The sequence below is a fragment of the Pseudomonas sp. AC463 genome (assembly GCF_979253585.1).
In genome coordinates this window covers 14,021-38,620 of record NZ_CEEDDZ010000004.1, presented here as the reverse complement: position 1 = coordinate 38,620, position 24,600 = coordinate 14,021, and the positions used below count along the sequence as shown (strand labels likewise).

General features: G+C 63.5%; 27 protein-coding genes and 2 pseudogenes. 21 read left to right on the top strand and 8 right to left on the bottom strand.

Annotated features, from left to right (window positions below; translation table 11 throughout):
* Positions 1-30 precede the first annotated feature (30 nt).
* The 10 genes from accC to AC0IYH_RS05825 all read left to right on the top strand — a co-directional run bounded on the left by accC (position 31) and on the right by AC0IYH_RS05825 (position 8,217).
* Positions 31-1,383, top strand: a complete 1,353-nt coding sequence (accC, locus tag AC0IYH_RS05870) for an acetyl-CoA carboxylase biotin carboxylase subunit (RefSeq protein ID WP_471833269.1) — start codon at positions 31-33, stop codon at positions 1,381-1,383.
* Positions 1,380-2,036, top strand: a complete 657-nt coding sequence (pxpB, locus tag AC0IYH_RS05865) for a 5-oxoprolinase subunit PxpB (RefSeq protein ID WP_116626519.1) — start codon at positions 1,380-1,382, stop codon at positions 2,034-2,036. The genes accC and pxpB overlap by 4 nt, the downstream gene beginning before the upstream one ends.
* On the top strand, positions 2,033-3,007 hold the full coding sequence (locus AC0IYH_RS05860; RefSeq protein ID WP_116626520.1) for a 5-oxoprolinase subunit C family protein: 975 nt from the start codon (positions 2,033-2,035) through the stop codon (positions 3,005-3,007). Before pxpB ends, AC0IYH_RS05860 begins: the two co-directional genes overlap by 4 nt.
* Positions 3,004-3,396 (top strand): biotin/lipoyl attachment domain-containing protein, encoded by a 393-nt coding sequence (locus AC0IYH_RS05855; RefSeq protein WP_116626521.1) that lies wholly within the window; start codon positions 3,004-3,006, stop codon positions 3,394-3,396. Before AC0IYH_RS05860 ends, AC0IYH_RS05855 begins: the two co-directional genes overlap by 4 nt.
* On the top strand, positions 3,393-4,166 hold the full coding sequence (locus tag AC0IYH_RS05850) for a LamB/YcsF family protein (RefSeq protein ID WP_471833267.1): 774 nt from the start codon (positions 3,393-3,395) through the stop codon (positions 4,164-4,166). Before AC0IYH_RS05855 ends, AC0IYH_RS05850 begins: the two co-directional genes overlap by 4 nt.
* Positions 4,167-4,259: 93 nt before the next feature.
* Positions 4,260-5,012, top strand: coding sequence for an SDR family oxidoreductase (locus AC0IYH_RS05845; protein ID WP_116626523.1), 753 nt, complete (start codon positions 4,260-4,262; stop codon positions 5,010-5,012).
* A 109-nt stretch (positions 5,013-5,121) separates the two neighbouring features.
* Entirely contained in the window at positions 5,122-5,823 is a 702-nt protein-coding gene (locus tag AC0IYH_RS05840) for an amino acid ABC transporter permease (RefSeq protein ID WP_116626524.1), read from the top strand.
* Positions 5,824-5,829: 6 nt separating this feature from the next.
* Positions 5,830-6,573, top strand: coding sequence for an amino acid ABC transporter permease (locus AC0IYH_RS05835; protein ID WP_471833617.1), 744 nt, complete (start codon positions 5,830-5,832; stop codon positions 6,571-6,573).
* A gap of 23 nt (positions 6,574-6,596) precedes the next feature.
* Positions 6,597-7,325, top strand: a complete 729-nt coding sequence (locus AC0IYH_RS05830; protein ID WP_177411944.1) for an amino acid ABC transporter ATP-binding protein — start codon at positions 6,597-6,599, stop codon at positions 7,323-7,325.
* A 58-nt stretch (positions 7,326-7,383) separates the two neighbouring features.
* Positions 7,384-8,217: an ABC transporter substrate-binding protein gene (locus AC0IYH_RS05825; RefSeq protein WP_116626526.1), complete on the top strand. Its 834-nt coding sequence runs from the start codon at positions 7,384-7,386 to the stop codon at positions 8,215-8,217.
* Positions 8,218-8,364: 147 nt separating this feature from the next.
* Here AC0IYH_RS05825 and AC0IYH_RS05820 read toward each other — a convergent pair whose 3' ends face one another.
* From AC0IYH_RS05820 to AC0IYH_RS05810, 3 genes and pseudogenes are all read right to left on the bottom strand, one after another.
* Positions 8,365-9,078: a hypothetical protein gene (locus tag AC0IYH_RS05820; protein WP_471833265.1), complete on the bottom strand. Its 714-nt coding sequence runs from the start codon at positions 9,076-9,078 to the stop codon at positions 8,365-8,367.
* Complete coding sequence (locus AC0IYH_RS05815) at positions 9,012-9,395, bottom strand: hypothetical protein (RefSeq protein WP_471833263.1); 384 nt, start codon at positions 9,393-9,395, stop codon at positions 9,012-9,014. Before AC0IYH_RS05815 ends, AC0IYH_RS05820 begins: the two co-directional genes overlap by 67 nt.
* Before the next feature lie 12 nt (positions 9,396-9,407).
* Positions 9,408-9,674: pseudogene (locus AC0IYH_RS05810) on the bottom strand (S-type pyocin domain-containing protein); the annotation flags it as partial.
* Between the two features lie 334 nt (positions 9,675-10,008).
* Between AC0IYH_RS05810 and AC0IYH_RS05805 the strand changes: the two are divergent.
* Together AC0IYH_RS05805 and AC0IYH_RS05800 are read left to right on the top strand one after the other, a co-directional pair.
* Positions 10,009-10,686: an ABC transporter ATP-binding protein gene (locus tag AC0IYH_RS05805; protein ID WP_471833261.1), complete on the top strand. Its 678-nt coding sequence runs from the start codon at positions 10,009-10,011 to the stop codon at positions 10,684-10,686.
* A complete protein-coding gene (locus AC0IYH_RS05800; protein WP_122773221.1) occupies positions 10,683-11,474 on the top strand; it encodes an ABC transporter permease in 792 nt (263 codons plus the stop codon). Before AC0IYH_RS05805 ends, AC0IYH_RS05800 begins: the two co-directional genes overlap by 4 nt.
* Positions 11,475-11,477: 3 nt before the next feature.
* Here AC0IYH_RS05800 and AC0IYH_RS05795 read toward each other — a convergent pair whose 3' ends face one another.
* Both AC0IYH_RS05795 and AC0IYH_RS05790 read right to left on the bottom strand, forming a co-directional pair.
* On the bottom strand, positions 11,478-12,530 hold the full coding sequence (locus tag AC0IYH_RS05795; protein WP_116626531.1) for an L-idonate 5-dehydrogenase: 1,053 nt from the start codon (positions 12,528-12,530) through the stop codon (positions 11,478-11,480).
* Between the two features lie 14 nt (positions 12,531-12,544).
* Positions 12,545-13,318, bottom strand: coding sequence for a glucose 1-dehydrogenase (locus AC0IYH_RS05790; protein ID WP_471833260.1), 774 nt, complete (start codon positions 13,316-13,318; stop codon positions 12,545-12,547).
* A gap of 145 nt (positions 13,319-13,463) precedes the next feature.
* On the opposite strand from AC0IYH_RS05790, the gene AC0IYH_RS05785 reads away from it, so the two are divergent.
* The 5 genes from AC0IYH_RS05785 to AC0IYH_RS05765 all read left to right on the top strand — a co-directional run bounded on the left by AC0IYH_RS05785 (position 13,464) and on the right by AC0IYH_RS05765 (position 17,909).
* Positions 13,464-14,336: a LysR family transcriptional regulator gene (locus tag AC0IYH_RS05785; RefSeq protein ID WP_471833258.1), complete on the top strand. Its 873-nt coding sequence runs from the start codon at positions 13,464-13,466 to the stop codon at positions 14,334-14,336.
* 105 nt (positions 14,337-14,441) lie between these two features.
* Entirely contained in the window at positions 14,442-15,074 is a 633-nt protein-coding gene (locus tag AC0IYH_RS05780; protein WP_471833257.1) for a glutathione S-transferase family protein, read from the top strand.
* Positions 15,075-15,092: 18 nt separating this feature from the next.
* Complete coding sequence (locus tag AC0IYH_RS05775; RefSeq protein ID WP_471833255.1) at positions 15,093-16,013, top strand: LysR family transcriptional regulator; 921 nt, start codon at positions 15,093-15,095, stop codon at positions 16,011-16,013.
* Complete coding sequence (locus tag AC0IYH_RS05770; RefSeq protein WP_471833254.1) at positions 16,013-16,897, top strand: LysR family transcriptional regulator; 885 nt, start codon at positions 16,013-16,015, stop codon at positions 16,895-16,897. Before AC0IYH_RS05775 ends, AC0IYH_RS05770 begins: the two co-directional genes overlap by 1 nt.
* Before the next feature lie 79 nt (positions 16,898-16,976).
* Positions 16,977-17,909 (top strand): pyridoxamine 5'-phosphate oxidase family protein, encoded by a 933-nt coding sequence (locus AC0IYH_RS05765; RefSeq protein ID WP_122773214.1) that lies wholly within the window; start codon positions 16,977-16,979, stop codon positions 17,907-17,909.
* Between the two features lie 64 nt (positions 17,910-17,973).
* On the opposite strand, the pseudogene AC0IYH_RS05760 reads toward AC0IYH_RS05765, so the two are convergent.
* A pseudogene (locus tag AC0IYH_RS05760) lies at positions 17,974-18,414 on the bottom strand (Sbal_3080 family lipoprotein); the annotation flags it as partial.
* 358 nt (positions 18,415-18,772) lie between these two features.
* On the opposite strand from AC0IYH_RS05760, the gene AC0IYH_RS05755 reads away from it, so the two are divergent.
* The 4 genes from AC0IYH_RS05755 (at position 18,773) to AC0IYH_RS05740 (ending at position 21,930) form a co-directional block, all read left to right on the top strand.
* A complete protein-coding gene (locus tag AC0IYH_RS05755; RefSeq protein ID WP_471833252.1) occupies positions 18,773-20,113 on the top strand; it encodes a PQQ-dependent sugar dehydrogenase in 1,341 nt (446 codons plus the stop codon).
* 136 nt (positions 20,114-20,249) lie between these two features.
* Complete coding sequence (locus AC0IYH_RS05750; RefSeq protein WP_471833250.1) at positions 20,250-20,912, top strand: hypothetical protein; 663 nt, start codon at positions 20,250-20,252, stop codon at positions 20,910-20,912.
* Complete coding sequence (locus AC0IYH_RS05745) at positions 20,909-21,427, top strand: hypothetical protein (protein WP_122773210.1); 519 nt, start codon at positions 20,909-20,911, stop codon at positions 21,425-21,427. Before AC0IYH_RS05750 ends, AC0IYH_RS05745 begins: the two co-directional genes overlap by 4 nt.
* Positions 21,424-21,930, top strand: coding sequence for a hypothetical protein (locus tag AC0IYH_RS05740; RefSeq protein WP_122773209.1), 507 nt, complete (start codon positions 21,424-21,426; stop codon positions 21,928-21,930). The genes AC0IYH_RS05745 and AC0IYH_RS05740 overlap by 4 nt, the downstream gene beginning before the upstream one ends.
* Here AC0IYH_RS05740 and AC0IYH_RS05735 read toward each other — a convergent pair.
* Together AC0IYH_RS05735 and AC0IYH_RS05730 are read right to left on the bottom strand one after the other, a co-directional pair.
* Positions 21,924-23,333: an efflux transporter outer membrane subunit gene (locus AC0IYH_RS05735; RefSeq protein WP_471833249.1), complete on the bottom strand. Its 1,410-nt coding sequence runs from the start codon at positions 23,331-23,333 to the stop codon at positions 21,924-21,926. The two genes, AC0IYH_RS05740 and AC0IYH_RS05735, sit on opposite strands and share 7 nt — an antisense overlap.
* A complete protein-coding gene (locus AC0IYH_RS05730) occupies positions 23,333-24,127 on the bottom strand; it encodes a helix-turn-helix domain-containing protein (protein ID WP_116626544.1) in 795 nt (264 codons plus the stop codon). Before AC0IYH_RS05730 ends, AC0IYH_RS05735 begins: the two co-directional genes overlap by 1 nt.
* Between the last annotated feature and the right edge of the window lie 473 nt (positions 24,128-24,600).

Sequence of the window (24,600 nt, the reverse complement as noted above, 5' to 3'; positions counted from 1 at the left end):
CCACGCATAGTTGTTATTCAGGTGAATTCAATGTTCGACAAAGTGCTGATCGCCAACCGTGGCGAAATCGCCCTGCGCATTCAGCGTGCCTGCCATGGCCTGGGCATCAAGACCGTGGCGGTGCACTCCGAGGCGGACCGCCACGCGCAATACGTACACCACGCCGACGAGTCGCTGTGCATCGGCCCGGCCACGCCCGGCTTGAGCTACCTCAACCAGACGGCATTGCTGTTTGCCGCCAAGGTCACCGGGGCCCAGGCGATTCACCCCGGCTATGGCTTCCTTTCGGAAAACGCCGGGTTTGCCGAGCGCATCGAAGCCGCCGGCCTGACCTTTATCGGCCCGAGCGCGGCATGCATCCGCACCATGGGTGACAAGGTGGCGGCCAAGCACGCCATGCGCGAAGCTGGTGTGCCCTGCGTGCCGGGACCGGATTCGACGATGCCCAGCGACGACGCGAGCATCCTCGCCATCGCTGCCGAGATCGGCTACCCGGTGATCGTCAAGGCCGCCGGTGGCGGGGGCGGGCGTGGGATGCGCGTGGTACAGGCCGAGGCCGAGCTGCTCGCCGCCATTGGCCTCACCCGTGAAGAAGCGCGGCTGGCCTTCGGCAACCCGGAGCTGTATATCGAGAAATTCCTCGGCCACCCCCGACACGTGGAAATCCAGGTGCTGTGCGATGCCCATGGCCACGCGATCTGGCTCGGTTGCCGCGACTGCTCCCTGCAACGCCGCCACCAGAAAGTACTGGAAGAAGCCCCTGCACCGGGGATTGATTCGGCACTGATCGCCCTAGTCGGTGAACGCTGCGCCGAGGCCTGTCGGCAGATCGGCTATCGCGGCGTCGGTACCTTCGAGTTCCTGTATGAGGACGGCGAGTTCTTTTTCATCGAGATGAACACGCGCCTGCAGGTCGAACACCCGGTCACCGAGATGACCACCGGCATCGACATCGTCCAGCAGCAACTGCGCATGGCGCGCGGCGAAGTGCTGAGCCTGCGCCAAGAGGATGTGCAGCTCAACGGCCACTCCCTGGAGTGCCGCATCAATGCCGAAGACCCGCTGACCTTCATGCCCACGCCGGGGTTGATCCAGCGCTGGGAAGTGCCCGGCGGCTTTGGCGTGCGGGTCGATTCCCATGTCACCACCGGCTATCGCGTGCCGCCGTATTACGACTCGATGGTGGCCAAGGTCATCACCCACGGCGCCACTCGCGAAGAAGCCCTGGCACGTATGCGTTTGGCGCTGAGCGAAATGATCGTGGACGGCATCAGCACCAATATCCCCTTGCACCGCGACATTCTTGACGACCCGGCTTTCTGTGTCGGCGGTGTCGATATTCATCACCTGGAGCGCTGGTTGCAGCAAAGGAGCCCCGCATGAGCACCGCACCTTCCATTAGCCTGTTGGGTTCCAGTGCCTTGCTCTTCGAAGCGCCGGGCGAGCTGGACCTGGCCCCGCAGCAGCGTATCTGGAGCCTGGCCCTGCAAGCCGGTGAGTGGCCGGAAATCCACGAAGCCGTGCCAGGCATGAACAACCTGATGCTCACGTTCCTCAAGCCGCCGCGCGAATTGAAGGCACTGTGCGAGCGCCTGCTGCACGCCTGGGCGCACAGCGAACCGTTGCCCCTGGAAGGGCGCATCGTCGAGTTGCCGGTGGTGTACGGCGGTGAGTTTGGCCCGCATATGGGCGATGTGATTGCCCACACCGGGCTGGACATCGAAACCATCGCCAACCTGCATTGCGAACCGTTGTACCCGGTGTACGCCCTGGGCAGCCACCCCGGTTACTGCTACCTCGGTGGCATGGACCCGCGCCTGGCCACGCCACGGCGCCAGGTGCCGGTGCTGAATATCGGTGCGGGCTCGGTGTCCATCGGCGGCGTACAAACTGGCGTCTCGGCCTCGGCCGGCCCGAGCGGCTGGAACACCATCGGCCGCACTGAAATGGCGTTTTTCGACCCTGCCCAAACCCCGCCGGCGATCCTGCGGCCGGGTGATTTCCTGCGCTTGCGCATCGAGAGGATCATTCGATGATCGAGATTCTATCGGCCACCGCCCTGGCCACCGTGCAGGACTTCGGCCGCTTCGGCAGCCTCGGTTACGGCGTGGGCACCTCGGGCGCCATGGACCACCTGGCCCTGGCCCTGGGCAACCTGCTGCTGGGCAATCCTGAAGACGCCGCTGCGATTGAAATACCGCTGTTTCCGTTCGAAGTGCGCCTGCTGCAGGACTGCGCCTTTGCCGTGACCGGTGCCGCCTGCGATGCCACCCTCGACGGCCAGCCGCTGCCGCCGAACTGGGTGTGCCAAGGCCGCGAGGGCCAGGTGTTGAACCTGGGTTACCCAACGTCCGGCAGCCGCGCCTACCTGTGTTTGGCCGGTGGTGTGGATGTGCCGGCGGTGCTGGGTTCGCGCAGCACTCAATTGCGCGGCGAGTTCGGCGGCCTCGACGGCCGCGCACTGCAACAGGGTGATCGGCTGGGGGCGCTGCGCCCTGGCATCAGCCCGTTGCCGTTGGACTTTGGTGTGTTGGCCCCCAGCTTGGCGCTGGCGTTGCACGTCGACGGCGTGCCCGCCATGCGTGTGCTGCCCGCCGCCGAGTATGAACGTTTTCAGCAAGCCTCCCGTGCGGCGTTCTGGGCTGGCGAGTGGAAGATCACCACCCAGAGCAACCGCTACGGCTACCGCATGGAAGGCGAACCACTGCTGCCTGTCGCACCGATGGAAATCCGCTCCCACGGCATCGTGCCCGGCGTGATCCAGGTGCCCCATGGCGGCCAGCCGATTATCCAAATGCGCGACGCCCAACCCAGCGGCGGCTATCCCAAGTTCGGCAGCGTCATCGAGGCGGATTTGTGGCGCCTCGGCCAGGCGCCGATTGGCAGCAAGGTGCGCTTTATCGAGTGCAGTTATGACCAGGCCGTCGAGGCGCTGGAAAGCAATCGACGTTACTTGCGCGAGGTCGGCCGCCTGGTGGATCTGCACCGTGAAGGAGTAAAAGCATGACCCTTTCGGAAATTCGCCAATTGGCACAGTGGCTCAAGGAACACCACCTGGCCGGCGCCGAATTCAGTCGGCCGGGTGTACAGCTGACCCTCAGGCGCGGTGGCGAGCCCGTCAGCGTTGCTGCGCCTGCCGCCGTTGCGGTGGACGGCCCGGTGCTACGTACCACCGGCCTGGGGCGCTTGCTGCTGACCCATCCCGAACTGCGCGAGCCGTTCGTGGCCGTGGGTGATCAGCTCTGCGCCGGGCAACTGGTGGCGGTGCTGCAAGTGGGTGAACTGCTGTTGCCCCAGCGCAGCCCGACGGCCGCACGTGTCATCGATATACGCGTGCCGTGCGGTACCACCGTCGGTTATGGCGAAGCTTTCCTTGGCTTGGAGCATCAGGCATGAAGATCGATTTGAACGCTGATCTCGGCGAAGGCTTTGGCCCGTGGCGGATGGGCGAGGATGAAGCGCTGATGAGCCTGATTTCCTCGGCGAATGTCGCTTGCGGTTACCACGCCGGTGATCCGCTGATCATGGACACCACCGTGCGCCGGGCCAAGGCCGGTGGCATCGACTTGGGGGCGCATGTGGGCTTTCCTGACCTGATGGGTTTTGGTCGGCGCCAGATGAATATCGAGATCAAGGAACTGGCCACCTATGTGATCTACCAGCTCGGCGCCCTGGCCGGGATTGCGGCGGTCAATGGTCACCGCCTGACCCACATGAGCTTTCACGGCGCCATGGGCAACATGGCCGCCGCCGACGCCGCGCTGGCCGAGCCGTTGGTGCGGGCGGTGGCGGCCTTCGACCCCACGCTGATCATCAGCTCGTCCAGCAGCCGCGCCATTGAAGGTGCGGCGGAAAAATGTGGCCTGCGCGTGGCCACCACCTTCCTCGCCGACCGCGCCTATGACGACGACTGCCTGCTGGTTCCGCGCAAGGTCGAAGGCTCGGTGATCAAGCAGCCGGCGGCCGTGCTGCACAGGGTGCGGCAGTTGCTGGAGGAGGGCACCGTAACGGCGATGAGCGGCAAGGTGCTGCGGGTGCCGGCCCATTCGATCCTGCTGCACGGCGACACCCCTGGTGCGGTGGAACTGGCGCGCACCATTCGCCAGGAAATAGAGCGCATGGGCGGCTGCATAATCCCGATTTCCCAACTGCTGGCCGCGTCATAAGCAGGCCTTATCGCCACACAACCATTGCGTCTTGGTCCAGCGCCTGAAGGCTGGATAGAGTCGAACCATAACCCGGAGCACAAGGATTTCCCCATGCCATTTTCCGACTACAAAACCGCGCTGGTCACCGGGGCTTCCTCCGGCATCGGCGCCGCCGTTGTCGAGCGCCTGTGCCAGGAAGGCGTGCAGGTGCATGCCCTGGCCCGCAGTGCCGACAAGTTGCAGGAACTGGCGGCCAGGACCGGTTGCATCGCCCACGCCATCGACGTCACCGACCTCGCCGGGCTGACCCGGTTGTTCGCCGCAAACACCTTCGACATCCTGGTCAACAACGCCGGCGTCGACAAACCCGGATCCTTGCTCAAGGCCGACGCCGACGGCATCGACCTGCTGATCGACGTCAATCTGCGCGCCGTGCTGCACCTGGCGCGCCTGGCGCTGCCGGGCATGGTCGAACGCGATTGCGGGCACATCATCAATATCAGCTCGATTGCCGCGGCCTACAACTTTGGCGGTAACTCCACGTACCACGCGACCAAGGCGGCCGTGAGCATGCTCTCGCGCCAGCTGCGCATCGATGCGTTCGGCAAGCGCGTGCGTGTTACCGAGATCTGCCCGGGGCGCGTGGCCACGGATATCTTCGCCCACGTGCACGGTGATTCCGAAGAAACCTACAAGCGCTTCGTCGAAGGCTTTGAGTTGCCCCAGGCCGAAGACATCGCCAACGCCATCGCCTTTGCGATTGCCGCGCCGATTGCGGTGAACATCGGGCACATGGAAATCACCCCGACCTTGCAGGTGCCGGGCGGGCTCTCCACCGCACGGCCGCAGGACTACCAGGGCTGAAAACAGCCCCTTAAAACAGAACGGATCGATCCGTCATCGCTGTATCCCGCCACGGCCACGCCGGGTGATTTTGATTTCTGCCCTAGCCCAATGCCGATAGGGATTGACCATGAAGCAAGACTTCGATTTGGCCGCGATTCTGCAAGGCGAGTACGCCGAGCTGATCGTCAAGGGCATCGAAATGACCTTGCAGCTGGCGTTGTTCGCCTGGCTGCTGGCGATGGTGCTGGCGCTGACGCTGGTCACGGTGCGCCTGACCGGCAACACGCTGGCCGACCGCCTGGTGGCGGGGTACGTGTCCTACCACCGCAATGTGCCGACGCTGGTGCAACTGATGCTGTGGTACTTCGGCGTGCCGACGCTGCTCAGCGAACATGCGCAGCTGTGGCTGGCCAGCCACAACACCGAATACCTGTTCTCGGTGATCGCCCTGGGGTTGTGCCAGGCCGCGTATTTCTGTGAAGACATGCGCAGCGGCCTGCGCGCCATTCCCGCCGGGCAGACTGAAGCGTCGCGGGCCCTGGGCCTGGGGTATGTGCGTTCGATGCGCTACGTGATCCTGCCCCAGGGCGTGCGCAACTGCCTGCCGTCGCTGATCAACCACACCGTGCTGCTGTTCAAGAACACAAGCCTGGCGATGGCGATTGGCGTGATGGAACTGACTTACGCCAGCCGTGAAGTGGAGAACTATACGTTCCGCACCTTTGAGTCGTACCTGGTGGCCACGGTGTTCTACCTGGCGTTTTCCCTGCTGCTGATGGGCGCCGGCGCGTTGCTCGCGCGGCACTACAGCAAAGCCCTGGCGAGGTAGATGGCGATGTTCGATATCGTGCAAATCCTGCAGAACAACTGGACGCTGTTCCTCATCGGCCAATACCCCCACGGCCCCTTGGGTGGCCTGGCGAGCACCTTGATCCTGGCCGCGCTGGCGTTGCTGCTGGCGTTCCCGTTCGGCTTGTTGCTGGCAATGGCGCGGGTGTCGCCGTGGAAGGGCCTGTACTGGGTCGCCACGGTGTGGGTCTACGTGCTGCGCGGCATTCCGTTGCTGATGGTGATCTTCTGGACCTACTTCCTGGTGCCGTTGCTGATCGGCCATAACATCACCGGCTTCATGACCATGCTCTGCACCCTGGTGATCTACCAGAGTGCCTACCTGTGCGAAATCATCCGCGGCGGTATCCAGGCGTTGCCCAGCGGCCAGTACGAAGCGTCCCGCGCCCTGGGCCTGGGCTACGTGCGCACCACGCTCTGGGTGATTTTGCCCCAGGCGCTCTACAACGCGCTGCCGAGCCTGATCAGCCAGTTTATTTCGATCATCAAGGAAACCTCCCTGGGCTACGTGATCAACGTGCAGGAAGTGACCTTTGCCGCCAATCAGGTCAACAACCAGTTGCTGACCAAGCCGTTCCAGGTGTTTTTCATCCTGGCGATCATCTACTACCTGCTGTGCTTCGGCCTGACGTGCCTGGCCGGCTGGGTAGAGCAACGCATTGCGCGCAAGCGCCTGGGCGACGGCGGGCAAACCCTGCCTGGCGCACCGTTGCTGGCCACCGATAATTGAAGAGGGCTGCGCTCATGCATCCAATGATCATGTTTTCGAAAATCAATAAATGGTACGGCGAATACCAGGCGCTCACCGACATCACCGCCGAGGTACAACCTGGTGAAGTAGTGGTGCTGTGCGGCCCGTCGGGCTCGGGTAAATCGACCTTGATTCGCACGGTCAACCGCCTGGAAGACATCCAGAACGGCCAGATCCTGTTTGACGGCCAGGACGTGCACGGCACTGACGCGCAGATCAACCGCCTGCGTAGCCGCGTGGGGTTTGTGTTCCAGAGCTTCAACCTGTTCCCGCACTTGTCGGTGCTGGAAAACATCACCCTGGCGCCGAACAAACTGCGCAACCTCAAGGGCGCGGCGGCCAAGCAAAAAGCCATGGAACTGCTCGACCGCGTCGGCCTGGCCCACAAGGCCGGCGCCTACCCGGCACAGCTCTCCGGTGGTCAGCAGCAACGCGTGGCGATTGCCCGCGCGTTGGCGATGGAGCCGCCGGTGATGCTGTTCGATGAGCCCACCAGCGCCCTCGACCCGGAAATGGTCGGTGAAGTGCTGAGCGTGATGAAGGGCTTGGCCAAGGACGGCATGACCATGATGTGCGTGACCCACGAGATGAATTTCGCCCGTGAAGTGGCCGACACCATCTGGTTTATGGACGCGGGGCAGATTCTGGAAAAGAGCAGCCCCGACGCCTTCTTCACCCAGCCTTCGCACCCGCGAGCGCAACGCTTTATCGCCGACCTGCGGGCTCATTGAGCCGCGACGGCTTTGCTCCCTCTGCCATTTTGCTTGTCCAACTTTCCGGAGATTTCCCATGGGTATGAAGCATCTGTTTACTGCGCTGGCATTGGGGCCGTTGGCCATGGCCGTGGCACACGCCGACCAATTGAGCGACATCATGGCCAAGCAATCCCTGAGCTGCGGCGTGTACGCCGACGTGCCGCCATTCTCCGCGCCCGACCCGAAAACCCGCGAGCTGGTGGGCATGGACGTCGACCTGTGCAAGGCCCTGGCCAAGACCCTCGGCGTGGCCCTGGAACTCAAGCCGCTGTCGGTTGAAGCACGTATTCCGGAAGTGAAGATGGGCCGTGTCGACGTGATCTTCGCCAACCTGGCCTACACCAAGACCCGCGCCGAACAGATCCAGTTCAGCGACCCTTACTACGTCGCCAAGGAAACCCTGGTGGTGCGCGCGGCGAATGCCGACCAGCCGAAAAGCTTCTTCAAGGACAAGCGCATCAGCTCCACCAAGGGCTCCACCTCCGAGCAATCGATCCGCCTCGCCGGCGCCACCCCGGTGACCTTCCAGGACACCGGCTCGGCGTATATGGCCCTGCAGCAGAACAAAGTGGTGGGCCTGGTGACCAACACCATGACCGCCCTCAAGCTGGTCAACCAGGCCAAGGCCGGCGGTGTCGAGTTGGCGATTGCCAAGGAACCGATGGCCCTGGAACCCATCGGCGCAGGCATGCGCCGCGATGAGCCGGCGTTTCTGGCCAAGGTCAACGAGTCGCTGATGGCAATGGAAAAGGCCGGGGAAATCGACGCGATCTGGGAGCGTTGGATCGGCCCGAACACCGAGTACAAAATGGTGCGTGAAGACAAGGTGCAGAGCTTGAGCGCGTTGAAGTTCGAGCCGTTGCCGTAACTGCACATAGCCCGCCGGTTTAGCTGACGTACTGGGTCAAACTGTGGGAGGGGGCTTGCTCCCGATAGCGGAATATCAGTGACAGATTCATCAACTGATACGCCCTCATCGGGAGCAAGCCCCCTCCCACATTATCCGGCTGCAGGTTCAATCGGGCTTTTTCAGTGGGGTCTTGGTGCCTGTGGTCGAGCGAATGCTTTCTTTGGGTATGCTGAGCTCCTGAAACAGGATTTCGTTGCCTTGAGCGTATTTGTCGATGAGGTACAGCATGTCGTCGCTCTCACTGACGATGCAGGCGGTGATCACGTCGAGGTTTTTGAGTTGGACGGCGGAGGGCTCGCAATCACGGATTGTTTCATACGCTCTCAACTTTCCATGCGCTATTGATTGAGCATAGGCCAGCGTCCACACGAGCCAGGCGAAAAACGCCAACACGCTGACCAGCAAGGCGCCGAGGATCTGCGTCGTTGCTTTGCTGTAACTCTTCTCCAGTCTTCGCAAAAGCTTGTAGCGACGTGTGTGGGGCGCCAATGCTCTGCTGGGAACAACACGCTCAGGGTTCTCTGTGAAGTACATCAGGCAGGCAAAAATCAGCACTGCGGCGCTGGCAATCAACAACGCAGCCAGCTTGACCAGAATGTCGTTACCGCCATACACCACGTACTGATACGTGTCGTAGCCCAACCGGTTAACGGGCACTCCGAGCTTATTGTTGTAAGTCTCCAGATACGCGTACCCATTTGAATAAAACAGCGCAAATAGCAGCAGCACGATCGGCAGGCTTTGACGCTTTATCACATTCCATAACCCTGCGACGCTAAAGCGTGCAGCGGGCACATCGGTAGGTTTCTGGTCGTCCATGAGGCATCCTTTTTAAGTGAGCGCGCGAGTCTAGCGAGTTCGGCGCAGGTGTTTAAATCAACCGTCGACCGGTTGATCGTTAGTACGCAGGAGGTCTCTGCCCTCGTAGGAATTGCAATGCTGGCCGCTCGGCGTAAAAAATGCTGAATTTCTTCGTCTCCTAAATCCGCGATACGACGCTTCAATGCCAACTCCAGCGCTTTCTGCGCTGGAATATGATCGATGTCCAAGCCGTCTTTACGACTACGGCTCATCAAATCTAATGCCTGCCCCACCTCCAACGGATAAACCATCGGCTTGGCAAACACCAAATACAACGGCGCCACACCCTAGTCAGCAGGAAACGTAATGATCGTATCCTGCCAGGTAATATCCTCGGCATTCCGCCCCGGGTAGTGCGTAATCCCCGTATCCTGCCCCGGCGCAATCGGGTGCACCAGCAGGTTATCCAACCGCTCCGGCGTGCCTGGATAAGGGCTTGGCGCGCTGACCACCGGCCCATTGTTCGGCGTCCAGGTAATGCTGATGCCGTCCAGCACCGCCACCATCGCGCTCTTGTCTGCATTCCATCGGGCCCGAGTAACGGGCACGCGATCCGCACCGCTGTCAGGCCGTTGTCTTTGCGTCGTGGGTGATGTTGTAGCGCCTCATAGGTGGGTGGCTTCCATATCACTTCCTTTTTAAGCGTGCAGAGAGACTCAAGCACCGTTCTGGTGTGGAGTCATGCGAGGGAATCGCGCCGCGATAGCGCCAGGAAGATGCTGATGAATGATGCATACCCAAACAACTGACCATTCGGCTAGGAACGGGTAGAAACAGAAACGTCTGACAAGTTTTTGAGCTTGCCCCTAAGCCCCCTTCCACTTTTTGACCCGGTCCTCCCCATGCGGCACCATTGCGCCCAATCGTATGAACAGGAAGGCCGCGTCCATGAGCGCACTGATCGAAACCCGCGCCCTTACGCGCATGGATGAACGCCGCCAGTTGCCCTTGCTGCAACCCACGAATTTCACCTTGAACCGCGCCGACCGGGTGTCCATCACCGGTTCTTCGGGCTCAGGTAAGAGCGTGTTCCTGCGGGCATTGGCTCTGTTGGACGTGCCTTCCTCAGGGCAGATCCTGTGGAATAACCAGCCCATCGCCAACGCACAAATCCCGCATTACCGCAGCCATATCAGCTACCTGTCCCAGCGCCCGGCGCTGCTTGAGGGCACGGTGGAAGACAACCTGCGTTTCCCCTTCAGCCTCAAGACCCTGCGCCAGCGCCGTTTTGATCTGGCGGCGGTCACCGCACTGCTGGAGCATGCGGGCAAGGCGCCGGACTTTCTGGCCAAGAATGCCAGTGACCTGTCGGGCGGGGAGTCCCAGGTGGTGTCGCTGATCCGCACCCTGCAGCTCAACCCGGAAGTGCTGTTGCTGGACGAACCCACGGCGGCCCTCGACCCGGCGTCCTCTCGCGATGTCGAAGCGCTGATCGACGCTTGGTTCGCCGGTGATAACAGCCGCGCCTATATCTGGGTATCCCATGACCTCGACCAGGCCCGCCGCATGAGCGCCATCCACCTGCAGATGAGCGCCGGCGTGTTGGGCGAGGCATCCCAGCCATGAACTATCAGAATCTCACGGCCTTGGACATGGGCATCGCTGCCTCGCTGATCCTGATCAACGGCGCGCTGTCGTTGCTGTTGCGCCTGGGGCTTGGTCGCCAGTTGCTGTGGGCGGCGGTGCGCACCGTGGTGCAACTGTTGGCCATCGGTTACCTGCTGGGCTGGGTGTTCGAGTTTGCCTACTGGTATGTGGTGCTTCCCTTGATGTGTGCAATGACCCTGATCGCCGGCCTGTCCGCAGCGGGGCGCGGGCGGCGCACGTACCGGGGGCAGCGGGTCGACAGCATTCTGTCGGTGTGGGGCAGTTCGTGGCTGGTGACGGCGGTGGGGCTGTTTGCGGTGATTCGCATCCACCCGTGGTATGAGCCGCAATATGCGATTCCGATCCTGGGGATGATCCTCGGCAATACCCTCACGGGGGTGTCCCTGGGGATTGAGCGCATGACCCAGGAACTGACCTCGGGCCGCAATACCATCGAGATGATCCTGGCCCTCGGCGGCTCACGCTGGGAAGCGGCGCAGGAAGCGATCCGCCAGGCCGTGCGCGCGGGGATGATCCCGACGCTGAACCAGATGACCGTGGTCGGCATCGTCAGCCTGCCCGGCATGATGACCGGGCAGGTGCTGGCGGGAGAGAGCCCGGTGGACGCGGTGCGTTATCAGATCGTGATCATGTTTCTGATCGCTGCGTCGTCGGCGCTGGGCACGGTAGGCGCGGTGTTGCTCACCTACCGGCGGTTGTTTTCCGCGAGCCATCGGTTTTTGCGTGATCGGCTCGAAGAGCGCTGATCCTCAGCCCAAGTCCGGCACCCCGAAATCCAGCACCACCTTCATCGCCTGGGTCTTGTCCGCTGCCAGTTCAAAGGCCTGCACCGCCTGTTCAAATGGCACGGTGTGCGAGATCACCGGGCGCACGTCGACGATCTGGCGATTGAGCAGGTCCACCGCCTGGGCAAATTCGCTGTGGAAGCGGAAGGTGCCGCGCAAATCGATCTCGCGGCTGACCAGCAGGTTCAGTGGCAGCGACACATCCCCGCCCAACCCGACGGTGACCAGCACGCCGCGCGGCGCCATGCATTCCAGGCCGTTACGCAAGGCCTGGGCGCTGCCGGAGACTTCGAACATCACCTCGAAATAGCCCTTTTCTGCGGTGTAGCGCTTGAGTGCGTCAGGCCCGTCGGCGATGTTGTGGGTGCGCGTGGCACCCATTTTTTCGGCGCAGGCGAGGGCACTGGCGCAGAGGTCCACGGCGACGATTTCGGCGGCGCCGGCTGCGCGCAAACTGCCGATCAGCAGGTTGCCGATGGGGCCGCAGCCGGTCACCAGCACACGCTTGCCGAATACCGCCCCGGCACGCTGGATAGCATGCAAACCCACCGACAACGGCTCGGCCAATGCGCCTTCGGCGAGGCTGACATGATCGGCCAGCACATGGGCCTGGTGCGTGTCGATCACCAGGCTCTGGCGAAACGCGCCCTGGATATGCGGAAAGGGCATCGCGCTGCCGTAGAAGCGCATGTTCAGGCAATGGTTCGGCAGGCCTTGATGGCAATACCGGCAGCCGCCACAGGGGCGTGACGGCGACACCGCAATGCGCTGGCCGACCTTGAACCGCCCGGCGTCGGAACCCACCGCATCGATCACCGCCGACACTTCATGGCCCAGCACCATTGGCTCGCGCAGGCGCACGCTGCCGAAGCCGCCGTGCTGGTAGTAATGCAGGTCCGATCCGCAAATACCACCTCGGGCGATGCGCACGCGCAACTGCCCGGGGGCGAGGGTTTGCGGTTCGTCCTGGGGGCTGACCCGCAGGTCTTTCGAGGCATGGCAGACAATCGCTTGCATAAGGTTCTCCGGAGTTACAGCGACGCGGTGATGCCACCGTCGACGTAGAGGATATGGCCGTTGACGAAGCTCGCGGCGTCGCTGGCAAGGAACACGGCGGCGCCGGCCAGCTCGGCCACATCGCCCCAGCGCCGGCTCGGCGTGCGTTGCACCAGCCAGTCGCTGAACTCGGGGTTGGCCACCAGGTTGGCGTTCAGCTCGGTCTTGAAATAGCCCGGGCCGATGCCGTTGACGGTCAGCCCATGGGGGCCCCAATCAATCGCCATGCCCTTGGTGAGCATTTTCAGCGCGCCCTTGCTCGCCGCATACGGGGCGATGCCCGGGCGGCCCAGTTCACTCTGCACCGAGCAGATATTGATGATGCGCCCACGCTTGCGCGGGATCATCGCCCGCGCCACGGCCTGGCCCACCAGGAACGCGCTGTCGAGGTTGGTGCTGATCAGTTCGCGCCAGTGTTGCTCGCTGTAGTCTTCCAGCGGCCCGCGCCGCTGCATGCCGGCGTTGTTGACCAGGATCTCCAGCGCGCCGAAGCGCTCTTCGATGTTGGCCACGGCGGCCTGGATCGCCGCGCTGTCGGTGACATCGAACGCCTGGGTGTGCACCTCCAGGCCTTCCAAAGTCAGCAGCGCAGCGGCATCGCGCAAGGTGCTGCGGTTGCGCCCGTTGAGCACCACCCGCGCCCCGGCCTGGGCCAGGCCGCGCGCAATGGCCAGGCCGATCCCGGCGCTGGAACCGGTGACCAGCGCGAGCCGGCCATCGAGGCGGAAGGTGTCTAAAACGCTGTGCATGGGGATGAGTCTCCTGGCGCACCGGTGATCAGAAATACACTTTCAGGTTCTGTTGCATGGGCTGTACTTCAGCGCAGTGTAGGGTATGGGTCCAATGTTCATTTATGATCCAGTGATCAATATCTGTGATAACCAGGGAGGCTTGATGGAACTCAAGCACTTGCGCGCCTTTGTAGTATTGGCCCAGGAGCTGCATTTCGGCCGGGCGGCGGCGCAGCTGTCGATTGTGCAACCGGCGTTGAGCATGCAGATCAAGTTGCTCGAAAGCGGCCTGGGCGTGCGCCTGCTGGACCGCAATCGCCACTCGGTCACACTCACCGAAGCCGGCCGCGTATTTCTGCCCGAAGCCCAGGCCACCTTGCATCAGGCGGCGCGGGCGGCGGATGCGGCGCGGGCCTCCAGCCGTGGCGAAATTGGCCGGGTACGCCTGGGGTTTGTGTCCTCGGTACTGCCGCACTTGTTGCCGCAATTGATCCGCGCGGTGCACCAGCGTTACCCGCGTATCGAACTGGAACTCAAGGACATGCCCGGCCCTGACCAAGCCGCGGCGTTGAAGAACGGCCTGCTGGATTTCGGCCTGATGCGCCTGCCCGCCGCCCACCCCGGCGTGCAGACCCGGGCGGTGCTGCGCGAGAGTTTCTGCGTGGCGTTGCCGATGGACCATCCGCTGGCGGCCCTGCAAACCATTCAACCCGCCGACCTGCTTGAAGTGCCGGTGTACATCCTGGCGCGGCGTTATGCGCCGGGCTTCCATGATGACTTTATCCAGGCGCTGGGCATCACCCTGGAGATTGCCTCGGAGCTGGGCGAATTCACCACCATGCTCGCGCTGGTGTCCGCCGGGCTGGGCGTGGGGGTTCTGCCGTTGCAGGCAGCGCGGGCGTTGCCGGCCAATTGCGTGTCGCGGCACCTGGACTTGGGTGGGTTCGAAGCCAGCACAGGCTTGGCCTGGACCGAGCTGGACAGCGCGGTGAAGACCACGCTGTTCAACCTGATCGTGGAATTGTTTGGCGAGTGATTGTTTCAGTGGTTGAAATGCTGGATTGTAAATCCTGGTGATTCCTTCGCTCAGCGCAGCGGCGGAACATGTGAAGCGTCGAACCCCCACCCATTGGAGCCTCTCATGTCTCAGCCTGCGATCAAACACTATGGTTTCCCACTGTCCGGTCACTCCCATCGGGTTGAGCTGATGCTCTCGCTGTTGGAGTTGCCCCGCGAATTTATCCTGGTGGACCTCAAGCAAGGCGCGCAGAAAGCGCCGGACTTTATCGCCACCGTCAACAGCTTCGGCCAGGTGCCGGCGATTGATGACAACGGTGTTGTGCTGGCGGATTCCAACGCGATCCTGGTGTACCTGGCCAGCCAGTACGGCAAGGGCCAATGGCTGCCGACTGACCCCGTGGGGCAGGCCCGCGTACAACGCTGGCTGTCGGCCGCCGCCGGGCAATTGCACGCCGGCCCCGCTACCGCACGCCTGGCTTTGGTGTTTGGTGCCCAGGTCGACACCGACTCTGCCATCAGCCGTTCCCATGCGCTATTGGCGATCGTGGAGCAGCAACTGAGCCACAGCCGCTTTCTGGCGAGCGAGCAGCCGAGCATCGCCGACGTTGCGTTCTACACCTACGTGGCCCACGCGCCGGAAGGCAACGTGTCGCTGGCCGACTACCCTCACGTGCGTGCCTGGCTGGCCAGCATCGAAGCCCTGCCGGGGTTTGTGGGCATGCCGCGCACGGCGGTGGGCTTACAAACCAACTAATCATCAAGAGGGCTGCCGATGGACCGATTCCATGAAATGCAGGTGTTCCTGGCCGTGGCCGAGGAAGAGGGCTTTGCCGCCGCCGCGCGCCGTCTGAAAACCTCGCCGCCCAGCGTGACCCGCGCCATCGCCGCCATGGAACACCGCATCGGCACCCAACTGCTGGCGCGCACCACCCGCAGCCTGCACCTGACCGAAGCCGGCCAGCGTTACCTGGAGGACTGCCGGCGCATCCTCGCCGACCTCGATGAAGCCGAGGAAGCGGCGGCGGGCAGTTACTCCATCCCCTGCGGCCACCTGACAGTGACCGCGCCGGTGCTGTTTGGCGAGCTGTATGTGGCGCCCGCGTTGGGCGATTATCTCGACCGCTTCCCGCTGGTGAATATCAATGCGCTGCTGGTCGACCGCGTGGTCAACATGACCGATGAGGGCGTCGACGTGGCCGTGCGCATTGGCCATTTGCATGAGCCGGGGCAGCAGGCGATCAAGGTCGGCGAGGTGCGCCGGGTGGTGTGTGCCGCGCCGGCGTATCTCGACCAGCACGGCCGGCCCCGGCACCCGGCGCAATTGCGTGACGCCAGGATCGCCACCTCATCCTCCAGCCAGTTGGTGAGTGAATGGAGCTTTGTCGAGGAGGGCCAGCCGTTGACGGTAGCCATCGAGCCGCGCCTGGTGGTCACGGCTAACAACGCCGCGATCAACCTGGCACGGTTGGGCTGGGGCATGACGCGCGTGCTGTCCTACCAAGTGGCGGCGGCGGTGGCGGCCGGTGAGCTGGAGATTGTGCTGGAGGAATTCGAGCCGCCGCCGCTGCCGATCCAGGTGGTGTTCCAGAAGAGCCCGCGGGTGCCGGCCAAGATCAACACCTTTGTGGATTTTCTCAGCCATCGCCTGGGCCAGGACGCCGCCCTCAACCCGGCGATGAAGCGGCGCGGTTGATGGAACGTTATCGCGATATGCAGCTGTTCGCCGCGCTGGCCGGGCACCCCAGCCTGGCCTCGGCGGCGCGCAGTGCGCAGGTGTCGGGCCCGACCCTGATGCGCGCGGTGGCGCGCCTCGAAGCCCGCCTGCGCGCGCCATTGCTGGCGCGCAGCACCCAGGGTGTCAGCCTCACCGACGCCGGCCACGCCTACCTGGCCGACTGCCTGCGGCTGCTCGCCGCCGTGGCCGCCGCCGAAGCCTCGGCCAAGGGCCTGCACCATGAGGCCCAGGGCAACCTGCGGGTATTCTTGCCGTTGCTGTTCAGCCGCTACGTGATGGCGCCGGTATTGGCCGGCTATATGGACCGTTATCCCGAGGTGCACATGGAGGCGCGCTACCACGACTACTACCCCAACCTGCACGAAGAGGGGCTGGATGTGGCGGTCCTGGTGGGCGAGCTGCCCAGCTCGGCGCTGATCGCGCGTCGAGTAGCGCAGGTGCGGCCGATCCTGTGTGCCAGCCCCGAGTACCTCGCGGCCCATGGCGAACCGCAGCACCCCAGCGACCTCCAGCACCATCACCTGATCGCCAGTGCCGGCCAGGTGCACTGGGATTTTCACGGCGGCCCGCTCAAGGCCCGTGCGCGCCTGGGTTGCGCCACGGTGCAAGGCGCAATCAATGCGGCGGTGCAGGGCGCCGGGTTGATTCGCTGCCTCAACTACCCGCTGCATGAATACCTGCTCAGCGGCCAGTTGCGCCGCGTGCTGGCGGATTTTGAACCGCCGCCCTTGCCCCTGCACGTGGTGTACCGCGAGGGCCGTAACGCGCCGATGCGCGTGCGCAGCTTTGTCGACCACTGCGTCGCGGCGTTGCGCGAGCACCCGGCATTTCAGTTGGCGTAACAGTGGATTGCCTGGCGTGGCTATTCCGTCGTTGGCGGGTCGGGCGCAGCATCGGTTCATCCAATCGGAGGTGAGCAGCATGAATCCCATCGAACACTCCCCGTGGCACCGCGGCGAACGCCAACTGCAGGCAAGCGCCGGCGCCGCCGAGCGCATGGCCGTGATCGGGCCCAAGGTGATTCGTGATCACCTGCCCGAGCAGCACCGCGATTTCTATCCTTTGTTGCCCTACCTGATGCTCGGCGTGGTGGATGAGCACGGGATTCCCTGGGCGACCATGCTCGAAGGCGCGCCGGGCTTTGCCCATTCGCCCGACCCGCTGGCCTTGCAGGTCGACAGCCTGCCGTCCAACAGCGACCCGGCACGTTCCGGCCTGCGTCGCGGCGCCAGCGTGGGCGTGCTCGGCATCGACCTCAACACCCGCCGCCGCAACCGCATGAACGGCCGCATCGCAAGCCTTGGCCACGACGGTTTTGCCGTGGCCGTGGTGCACACCTACGGCAATTGCCCCAAGTACATCCAGCTGCGGCCGGTGGATGCCATCGCACGCAAACCCGGCACCCTGGCTGAACGCAGCACCGGCCTCGACGCCGCCGCGCAAGCGCTGATCCGCAACGCCGACACCTTCTTCGTCGCCAGCTACGTGGACGTCGACGGCGAACGCTCGGTGGACGTTTCCCATCGTGGCGGCAATACCGGCTTCGTACGCGTCGAAGGCAATGTGCTGACCATCCCCGACTTTGCCGGCAACCTGTTCTTCAACACCCTGGGTAACCTGCAACTGAACCCGGTGGCAGGCCTGCTGTTTATCGACTTTGCCTCGGGGGATGTGTTGCAGATTGCCGGGCGCACTTCGCTGATTCTCGACGGGCCTGAGGTGGCGCAGTTCGAGGGCGCACAGCGGTTATGGACGGTCACCGTCGAACAGGTGGTACGCCGCCCGGCAGCCCTGGCGTTGAGATGGCAGTTCGCAGAGTTTTCGCCGTACAGCTTGGCGATGGGAAGCTGGTGACCAAAGCCTGCTCACTGCTTTTTGGGGGGCAGGGCTGCCGGTCTTATTGGGAAGCTTGGGTAGAACCATAGGACGCAGCGGGGAACAACTGGTTAGTCATCTCGATGATCTTGTTCTCGGCATTAATGAACTTGCCCATCCGCGCGCCCCCCGAGGTCGAGTCATAGTGCGCCTGGCCGACTTGGCGACCATTTTCAAACACCTGGATATCGGCATAGCTCATGTACAGCGCCAGGTCCCAGCTCCATTGGCCGATGTAGGTGGTCGACAATGCACAACTCGCCGGCGGGCTGCCCGGCGGCAACTGGCGGGTCTGGAAGCCCTTGCTGCGCAGCTGCGCGGTATAAGTGGTATTGAAACCGGCCCGCAGGCCTTCGGCGGGGATCATGCAAATTTCGGGGGATTGGGCGGGGGACAAGGCAACGGGAGTGACGGTTTGCTTGATGCTGCAGCCGGCGAGGGCGAGGGCGGTCAGCATAAAAGCTGGAACTAGCAGTGGGCGCATAGCGACCTCCATGTCGTGAGTAGTGGCGTGATGATAGCAGGCGCGCCCTCACGCCGGGCACGATCTCCAAGGTGCAGGCGATCAAATGTGGGAGTGGGCTTGCCCGCGATGGCATCACCTCGGTTTATCTGATCAACCGAGTTACCCGCATCGCAGGCAAGCCAGCTCCCACAGGGGTTAAGCGTCAGTCTTGGGACCAGGGATTAAGCGTCAGCCTTATCCGCAAGAGCGCTCTGGCGAAAACCCACTACGCTTACCATTCGTGCCCCCCGGTCAACACTCAATTGCGTCTCCCCCTGTGTTTACCCAACCCCCATCGCGCAATACTCCTCCGGGATTTTTTTTCGAGGTTTCAACCATGACGTTCCCGAGCCGCCTTGCGCTCTTGATCACCGCTTCTGCTGTTCTCACCGCCTGCGGTGAATCCGCCAATCTGCCGTTTCAGGCCGGTGTTGGGCCAACGCCCCAACTGCCGGAACCCAGCACCTCGCTGATCCCCACGCTCAAGGTGTCCAAGGCGGTCGGCTGGCCCGCGCAGGTGCAACCGACTGCGCCGGACGGCTTCACCGTCACGGCCCTGGCCGACAACCTTGACCACCCGCGTTGGGTCTACACCTTGCCCAATGGCGATGTGCTGGTCGCCGAAAGCAACCACCCGCCGATGCCCGCAGGCGCCACCGACGGCGGCAGCGGTGTGCTTGCCTGGGCGCGCAGCACGGCGATGGGCATTGTGATGAGCCGCATCGGCGCCGACGCCCCGAGTCCCAACCGCATCACCTTGCTGCGCGATGCCGACCACGATGGGCACGCCGAAGTGCGCAGCGAATTTCTCAGTGGCCTGACGTCGCCGTTCGGCATGGCGCTGGTGGGCAATGAGCTGTACATCGGCAACGCCGACGCGGTGGTCAAAGTGCCCTACACCCAGGGCCAGACCCACATCGACGCCACCCCGGTGAAAGTCACCGACCTGCCCGCCGGCATCAACCACCACTGGACCAAAAACCTGCTGGCCAACCCGGAAGGCACGCGGCTGTACATCACCGTGGGCTCCAACAGCAATGTCGGCGAAAACGGCCTCGACGCCGAAGAAGGCCGCGCCGCCATCTGGGAACTGAACCTCGCCAGCGGCGCAAAACGCCTGTTCGCCAGCGGCCTGCGCAACCCCAATGGCCTGGCCTGGAAGCCCGGCTCCACGCAGCTGTGGACGGTGGTCAACGAGCGCGATGAAATCGGCAGCGACCTGGTGCCCGACTACCTCACCTCGGTGCAGGACGGCGCCTTTTATGGCTGGCCGTGGAGCTACTACGGCGGCCATGTCGACGTGCGTGTGCAACCGCCGCGCCCGGATAAAGTCGCCGAGGCCATCGCGCCTGATTACGCATTGGGCACTCACGTTGCGCCCTTGGGCCTGACGTTTTCCGCTGCGCGCGGCATGCCGGCGGCCTTTGCCAATGGCGTGTTCATCGGCGAGCACGGCTCGTGGAACCGCAACCCGCAGGCTGGCTACAAGGTGGTGTTTATCGCCTTCAAGGACGGCCAGCCCGCAGGTGCCCCGGTGGACTTTCTCACCGGCTTCCTCAACGCCGCAGGCGAAGCCCAGGGCCGGCCGGTGGGGGTGACCCTGGACGGGCAGGGCGCCTTGCTGGTGGCCGATGATGTCGGCAACACCGTCTGGCGGGTGGCGCAGCGCAAACCTTAGGTCGCCTGGCAAAAGCCTTCACCCTGCCGTACCATGCGCGCGCCTCACAGTGACGTGAAGCGCAGCGCCAGGATGGCATCGCATGTGTGTCCTGTAGCGCTTGCAGCTCCTTTTCTGCCCGCGTTCAGGATTCGACATGTTGCGTTTTTCCAGGCCTTTGGCCGTGTTTTTTATGGCCGTCGCCTTGACCGGTTGCGGCACACAGCCCGCCTCGCTGGTCAGCCAGCCGCTGCAACCCGGCCCCACCGAACCGGTGGCTTACCTGGTGGGCTCCATCGGCCCGCAGAGCCTCATTGCCTCACCCGCACCCAACCAGCGCCTGCTGTTTCGCAAACGCGGTTCCGCCTATGGCGCGGCCGGTGTGTGGGTCGGCGTCGGGCGCGAAACCCCGCAGGATGTGAAAGACAAGGACGGCGCCGCCAGTGTGTTCGTGCTGGCGCTCAAGCCTGGGGATTATGAGTTCTACGATTTCCAGTTCTTCTCCAGCAACTACTCGCCAACCCTCGGCACCACCTTCACCTCGGTGCAGGCGCGGGAGAAATTCAACCTGCCGCTGCGCCTGCAAGCCGGCAAGGCCTACTACCTCGGCGAATTCCGCTCGCTGTGCCTCGGCGCTTCCCTGTGTGCCTTCCGTTGGCGTGACCAACTGGGTCGCGACGAGCCCATCGCGCGCCAGTCCGCACCGGGCATGCCGGCCCTGCAGCTGCTGCCGCTGGATTATCGCAGCGCCGCCCCTTACATCATCGCGCCGCTGCCCGCCGGTGCGAGCCAGAACACCCTTCTAGAGAGTCGCCCATGAACCGCTGTATGACCCTTGGCGCCGTGGCGCTGCTGGCCGGTTGCGCGAGCACCAACACCTTGCCCGAGCGCACGCTGCCCGATGGCAAGGACTACCTCAAGCCCATCCATGTGATGGTCGATGACCCGGAAAACGCCGCGCAGATTCGCAACCAATTGCGCGAAACCGGGGTGTTTCGCAGCGTCGAAAGCGGCATGGGCAAGCCTGGCGATTACTCGGTGCTGATCCGCTCCAACGTGCAGCGCGACATGCCGCCGTTCCCCGTGGTGCTGCTGAGCGCGGCGACTCTGTTTCTGTTGCCGTTGTCGGTTAGCATCGACACCACCACCGAATTTTCCCTGCAGCAGGATGGCAAGTCGTTGAAGCAATACAGCTACCGCAACGTTACCCACAAATACAGCTGGTTGCTCGATGGCATCGGCGGCATGCAGCAGGAAAATACGACGCGCATTGCCCGTGCGTTTGCCCAGGATGTACAACGCGACGGCGTGCTGCCGGTGGAGAGCGCGCAATGATCAGAATCAGCCTGTTGGCCGGCGTGCTGTTGCTCAGCGGTTGCAGCACCGCCCTCAAACCCCTGGACTACAAGGCCGAGCGCGCCTATGTGCCGATGAGCGTGAGCCTGCCGCCGCCCGCGTCACGCTTCGATGAGCAAAAGCAGCGCGAAGTCATCCAGGTGCTGCGTGGCACCGGCGCCTTCAGTTTCCTCGACGGCGGATTCAGCAAGACCGGCTACAGCCTGCGCCTCGACCAGAGCGGCGGCAAAGGCGCCGGGGTGTTGCCGGCGGTGCTCGGCGCGCTGACGTTGCTGACCGTGCCGATTCCCTACACCTACGAGCGTCAGCTGCACGGCACCCTGTACAAGGACGGCGAATTGCTCAAAGCCTATGCCTACAAGCGCGGCGGCTGGACCGCCACCACCTGGTACATCCCCATGACCGAGCCGCGCAGCGAGAGTGAAATGCTTGGCGAGCTGATGCGCGACCTCGACCACGACCGCCTGATTCCCTATCAGTAAGCCTTGGCCGACAGCGCCGGCGCTTGCTCCCAGGCGCCGCCCAGTGCGGTGTACACATTCACCTCGGCCACCAGCTGCGCCAGGCGGTCGACAATCAGTGCCTGCTGCGAACTGAACAGTGCGCGCTGGGCGTCGAGGAACGTGAGGTTGCTGTCCACGCCGCTGCGGTAGCGGTGCTGGGCCAGGTCGTAATAGGCCTGGTTGGCGGCGACGAAATCCCGTTGTGCGTCGAGTTGGTCGGTGAAGGTCTGCCGCGCGGCGAGGCCGTCGGCGACTTCCTGGAAGGCGGTCTGGATGGACTTTTCGTACTGCGCCACGCTGATGTCCTTTTGCAGCTTGGCGTAGTCGAGGCTGGCGCGCAGGCTGCCGGCGTTGAAGATCGGCAGGTTGATCTGCGGCTGGAAGGTCCAGGTGCCCGAGCCGCCCTTGAACAACCCCGACAGCTCGGTGCTGGCGCTGCCGGCGTTGGCGGTGAGGGTCACCGACGGAAAAAACGCTGCGCGGGCCGCGCCGATATTGGCGTTGGCGGCTTGTAGTTGGTATTCGGCCTGGAGGATATCCGGGCGCCGTTGCAGCAGATCGGACGGCACGCCCGCGGGCACCCGCGCCACCAGCTCATCGGCCAGGGCGCGCGCCGGCAGGTGTTCATCCACCGCGCCGCCCACCAACAGGGTGAGGTTGTTGAGGTCCTGGGCCACCTGGCGCGCATAGCGGGCCACGCTGGCGCGGGTGCTTTCGACGCTGGTGCGCGCCTGCACCACCTCCAGCGCCGAGGCCTTGCCGGCGGTTTTGCTGCGCGCGGTCAACTGCCAGCTGTGTTCGTCGGCGGCCAGGGTCTGTTGGGCCAGGGCCAGCAGTTCCTGGTCGGCGCGCCACGTCAGGTAGGCGTTGGCGACGTTGGCAACCAGGCTCAATTGCGCACTGCGCCGTGCCTGTTCGGTGCCCAGGTAGGTGAGCATCGCCTGCTCGCTGAGGCTGCGCACGCGGCCGAACAAATCCAGTTCATAGGCACTGAGCCCCAGGGTGGCGGAATAGCTGGACGTGATCGCCGGCTTGCCGGTACCGGTCACATCCCCTGGCAGCCGCTGGCGTTTGCCGGCACCCGTGGCAGACACCGCCGGGAACAGGTCGGCACGCTGGATGCGGTACTGCGCCTGGAACGCCTCGACATTCAGCGCCGCCACCCGCAGGTCACGGTTATTGAGGAGCGCCGCATCGATCAGCTGGTGCAGCGCCGGGTCGTGGAACACGCCTTGCCAGTCCGAGGTGGGCGCCGTCCGGTACACCCCGCCTTGGGGATACTGCGCCGGCACAGGCGCTTCGGGCCGCTGGTACTCGGGGATCAGCGAGCAACCGCCGAGCATGCAGGCCACGCCGACGCTGGTGAACATGCGCGTGTTCATCAGGCGCCCACCATCCATTTGGCCAGGCCGTGCCGGCCACTGACGCCGAGCTTGGCGGCGGCACGCTTGAGGTAGGTCTCGATGGAGCTGTTTTTCACGCTGAGTTTTTCCGCCATCTGCGGCACGGTGCCGCCGGTCAACAGACCCAGGCACACCTCCTGCTCGCGCGCCGAGAGGGTGATGTCACCCAGGGACAAGCGCTTGTAGAACTCGCGCTGCAACTGTGACTGCTCCAGCAGGGTGTGGGCCGGTTCGACCTGGGCCTGTGGCACCTGGCGCAGGCTCTGGGCGTGGCACTCGATCAGCGGCAGCAGGGTGTCCGACAGGCACTTGAGAAACGACAGTTCGGCCAGGGAAAAACCGCGCTGGGCCGGTGGCCGGTAAAACGAAATCACACAGCGCCGGTTGCCCTGGCGCGACACCAGGTTGCACTGGTGCGAGGTGCCCCGGGGGTGGGCACTGTCGACCTTGGCCTTGAGCTGGATCAGCAACGGGTCCTGCATGCCGAGCATGTCGCGCAGCAGCGGGTGGTCATTGATCGAGTGCAGGGGCAGGGGCGGCGGCAGGTCCTGCTGCTGGCCGGCGCTGCCAAGCAACTTGATATCGAGCACGCTGTCGCGCACCTCGTCGAGGGTCCATTCACTGAGATCCACCAAGTGGATCGGCACCCATTTGTCCACCAGGTTCAGCATGTAAGCGGCAAAATCGCCCTGGCCGCTGCTGGAAATCAATTCACCCATCTCGGCATAAAAATGCGCGCTTTGCGTGTTGGCAATACTGCTCGTCAAACTCATAGCCCTTTCATCCTTGATGTCGAAAACCGTCACAAAATCCCTGGGCCTCTGCGGGGCGATCCGTTCCTCATGAAGCAGAGTCGGCATCCGAGAGTGTATTGAGCCCGTGGATTTGTCCTACGTATGTAGCAGAAACGAGGGACACAACGTGCCATAAAAACATCGTCATTAATTCGACGTTTCTGACGTGCAATTCCGGCGGTGAAAATCTACAAAGGCGCTTTATATTTACTTAACGTGTTGATAAATAATGGAAATATTTTTATTTAAAAACACTCTTAAAAATCCGACATCGGCAACTTATAGCCAATGTCCTACAGCTCTTTAATCGTTTCAGCAGTGCACCATCAGACAAGCCCGTTACCCTCCCTTTGGATGTCCGGGTTTCGGGTGTCAGAGCGCCTGCGACCCCCATGCTCAAATCCGGCTATTTCGCCGTCCCCGTGCGGCCAGTGCCTGACCATGAGAAGGAT

Coding starts and splice junctions, on each gene's coding strand:
- accC (WP_471833269.1), top strand. CDS start 31: ATGTTCGACAAAGTGCTGATCGCCAACCGTGGCGAAATCGCCCTGCGC.
- pxpB (WP_116626519.1), top strand. CDS start 1,380: ATGAGCACCGCACCTTCCATTAGCCTGTTGGGTTCCAGTGCCTTGCTC.
- AC0IYH_RS05860 (WP_116626520.1), top strand. CDS start 2,033: ATGATCGAGATTCTATCGGCCACCGCCCTGGCCACCGTGCAGGACTTC.
- AC0IYH_RS05855 (WP_116626521.1), top strand. CDS start 3,004: ATGACCCTTTCGGAAATTCGCCAATTGGCACAGTGGCTCAAGGAACAC.
- AC0IYH_RS05850 (WP_471833267.1), top strand. CDS start 3,393: ATGAAGATCGATTTGAACGCTGATCTCGGCGAAGGCTTTGGCCCGTGG.
- AC0IYH_RS05845 (WP_116626523.1), top strand. CDS start 4,260: ATGCCATTTTCCGACTACAAAACCGCGCTGGTCACCGGGGCTTCCTCC.
- AC0IYH_RS05840 (WP_116626524.1), top strand. CDS start 5,122: ATGAAGCAAGACTTCGATTTGGCCGCGATTCTGCAAGGCGAGTACGCC.
- AC0IYH_RS05835 (WP_471833617.1), top strand. CDS start 5,830: ATGTTCGATATCGTGCAAATCCTGCAGAACAACTGGACGCTGTTCCTC.
- AC0IYH_RS05830 (WP_177411944.1), top strand. CDS start 6,597: ATGATCATGTTTTCGAAAATCAATAAATGGTACGGCGAATACCAGGCG.
- AC0IYH_RS05825 (WP_116626526.1), top strand. CDS start 7,384: ATGGGTATGAAGCATCTGTTTACTGCGCTGGCATTGGGGCCGTTGGCC.
- AC0IYH_RS05820 (WP_471833265.1), bottom strand. CDS start 9,078: ATGGACGACCAGAAACCTACCGATGTGCCCGCTGCACGCTTTAGCGTC.
- AC0IYH_RS05805 (WP_471833261.1), top strand. CDS start 10,009: ATGAGCGCACTGATCGAAACCCGCGCCCTTACGCGCATGGATGAACGC.
- AC0IYH_RS05800 (WP_122773221.1), top strand. CDS start 10,683: ATGAACTATCAGAATCTCACGGCCTTGGACATGGGCATCGCTGCCTCG.
- AC0IYH_RS05795 (WP_116626531.1), bottom strand. CDS start 12,530: ATGCAAGCGATTGTCTGCCATGCCTCGAAAGACCTGCGGGTCAGCCCC.
- AC0IYH_RS05790 (WP_471833260.1), bottom strand. CDS start 13,318: ATGCACAGCGTTTTAGACACCTTCCGCCTCGATGGCCGGCTCGCGCTG.
- AC0IYH_RS05785 (WP_471833258.1), top strand. CDS start 13,464: ATGGAACTCAAGCACTTGCGCGCCTTTGTAGTATTGGCCCAGGAGCTG.
- AC0IYH_RS05780 (WP_471833257.1), top strand. CDS start 14,442: ATGTCTCAGCCTGCGATCAAACACTATGGTTTCCCACTGTCCGGTCAC.
- AC0IYH_RS05775 (WP_471833255.1), top strand. CDS start 15,093: ATGGACCGATTCCATGAAATGCAGGTGTTCCTGGCCGTGGCCGAGGAA.
- AC0IYH_RS05770 (WP_471833254.1), top strand. CDS start 16,013: ATGGAACGTTATCGCGATATGCAGCTGTTCGCCGCGCTGGCCGGGCAC.
- AC0IYH_RS05765 (WP_122773214.1), top strand. CDS start 16,977: ATGAATCCCATCGAACACTCCCCGTGGCACCGCGGCGAACGCCAACTG.
- AC0IYH_RS05755 (WP_471833252.1), top strand. CDS start 18,773: ATGACGTTCCCGAGCCGCCTTGCGCTCTTGATCACCGCTTCTGCTGTT.
- AC0IYH_RS05750 (WP_471833250.1), top strand. CDS start 20,250: ATGTTGCGTTTTTCCAGGCCTTTGGCCGTGTTTTTTATGGCCGTCGCC.
- AC0IYH_RS05745 (WP_122773210.1), top strand. CDS start 20,909: ATGAACCGCTGTATGACCCTTGGCGCCGTGGCGCTGCTGGCCGGTTGC.
- AC0IYH_RS05740 (WP_122773209.1), top strand. CDS start 21,424: ATGATCAGAATCAGCCTGTTGGCCGGCGTGCTGTTGCTCAGCGGTTGC.
- AC0IYH_RS05735 (WP_471833249.1), bottom strand. CDS start 23,333: ATGAACACGCGCATGTTCACCAGCGTCGGCGTGGCCTGCATGCTCGGC.
- AC0IYH_RS05730 (WP_116626544.1), bottom strand. CDS start 24,127: ATGAGTTTGACGAGCAGTATTGCCAACACGCAAAGCGCGCATTTTTAT.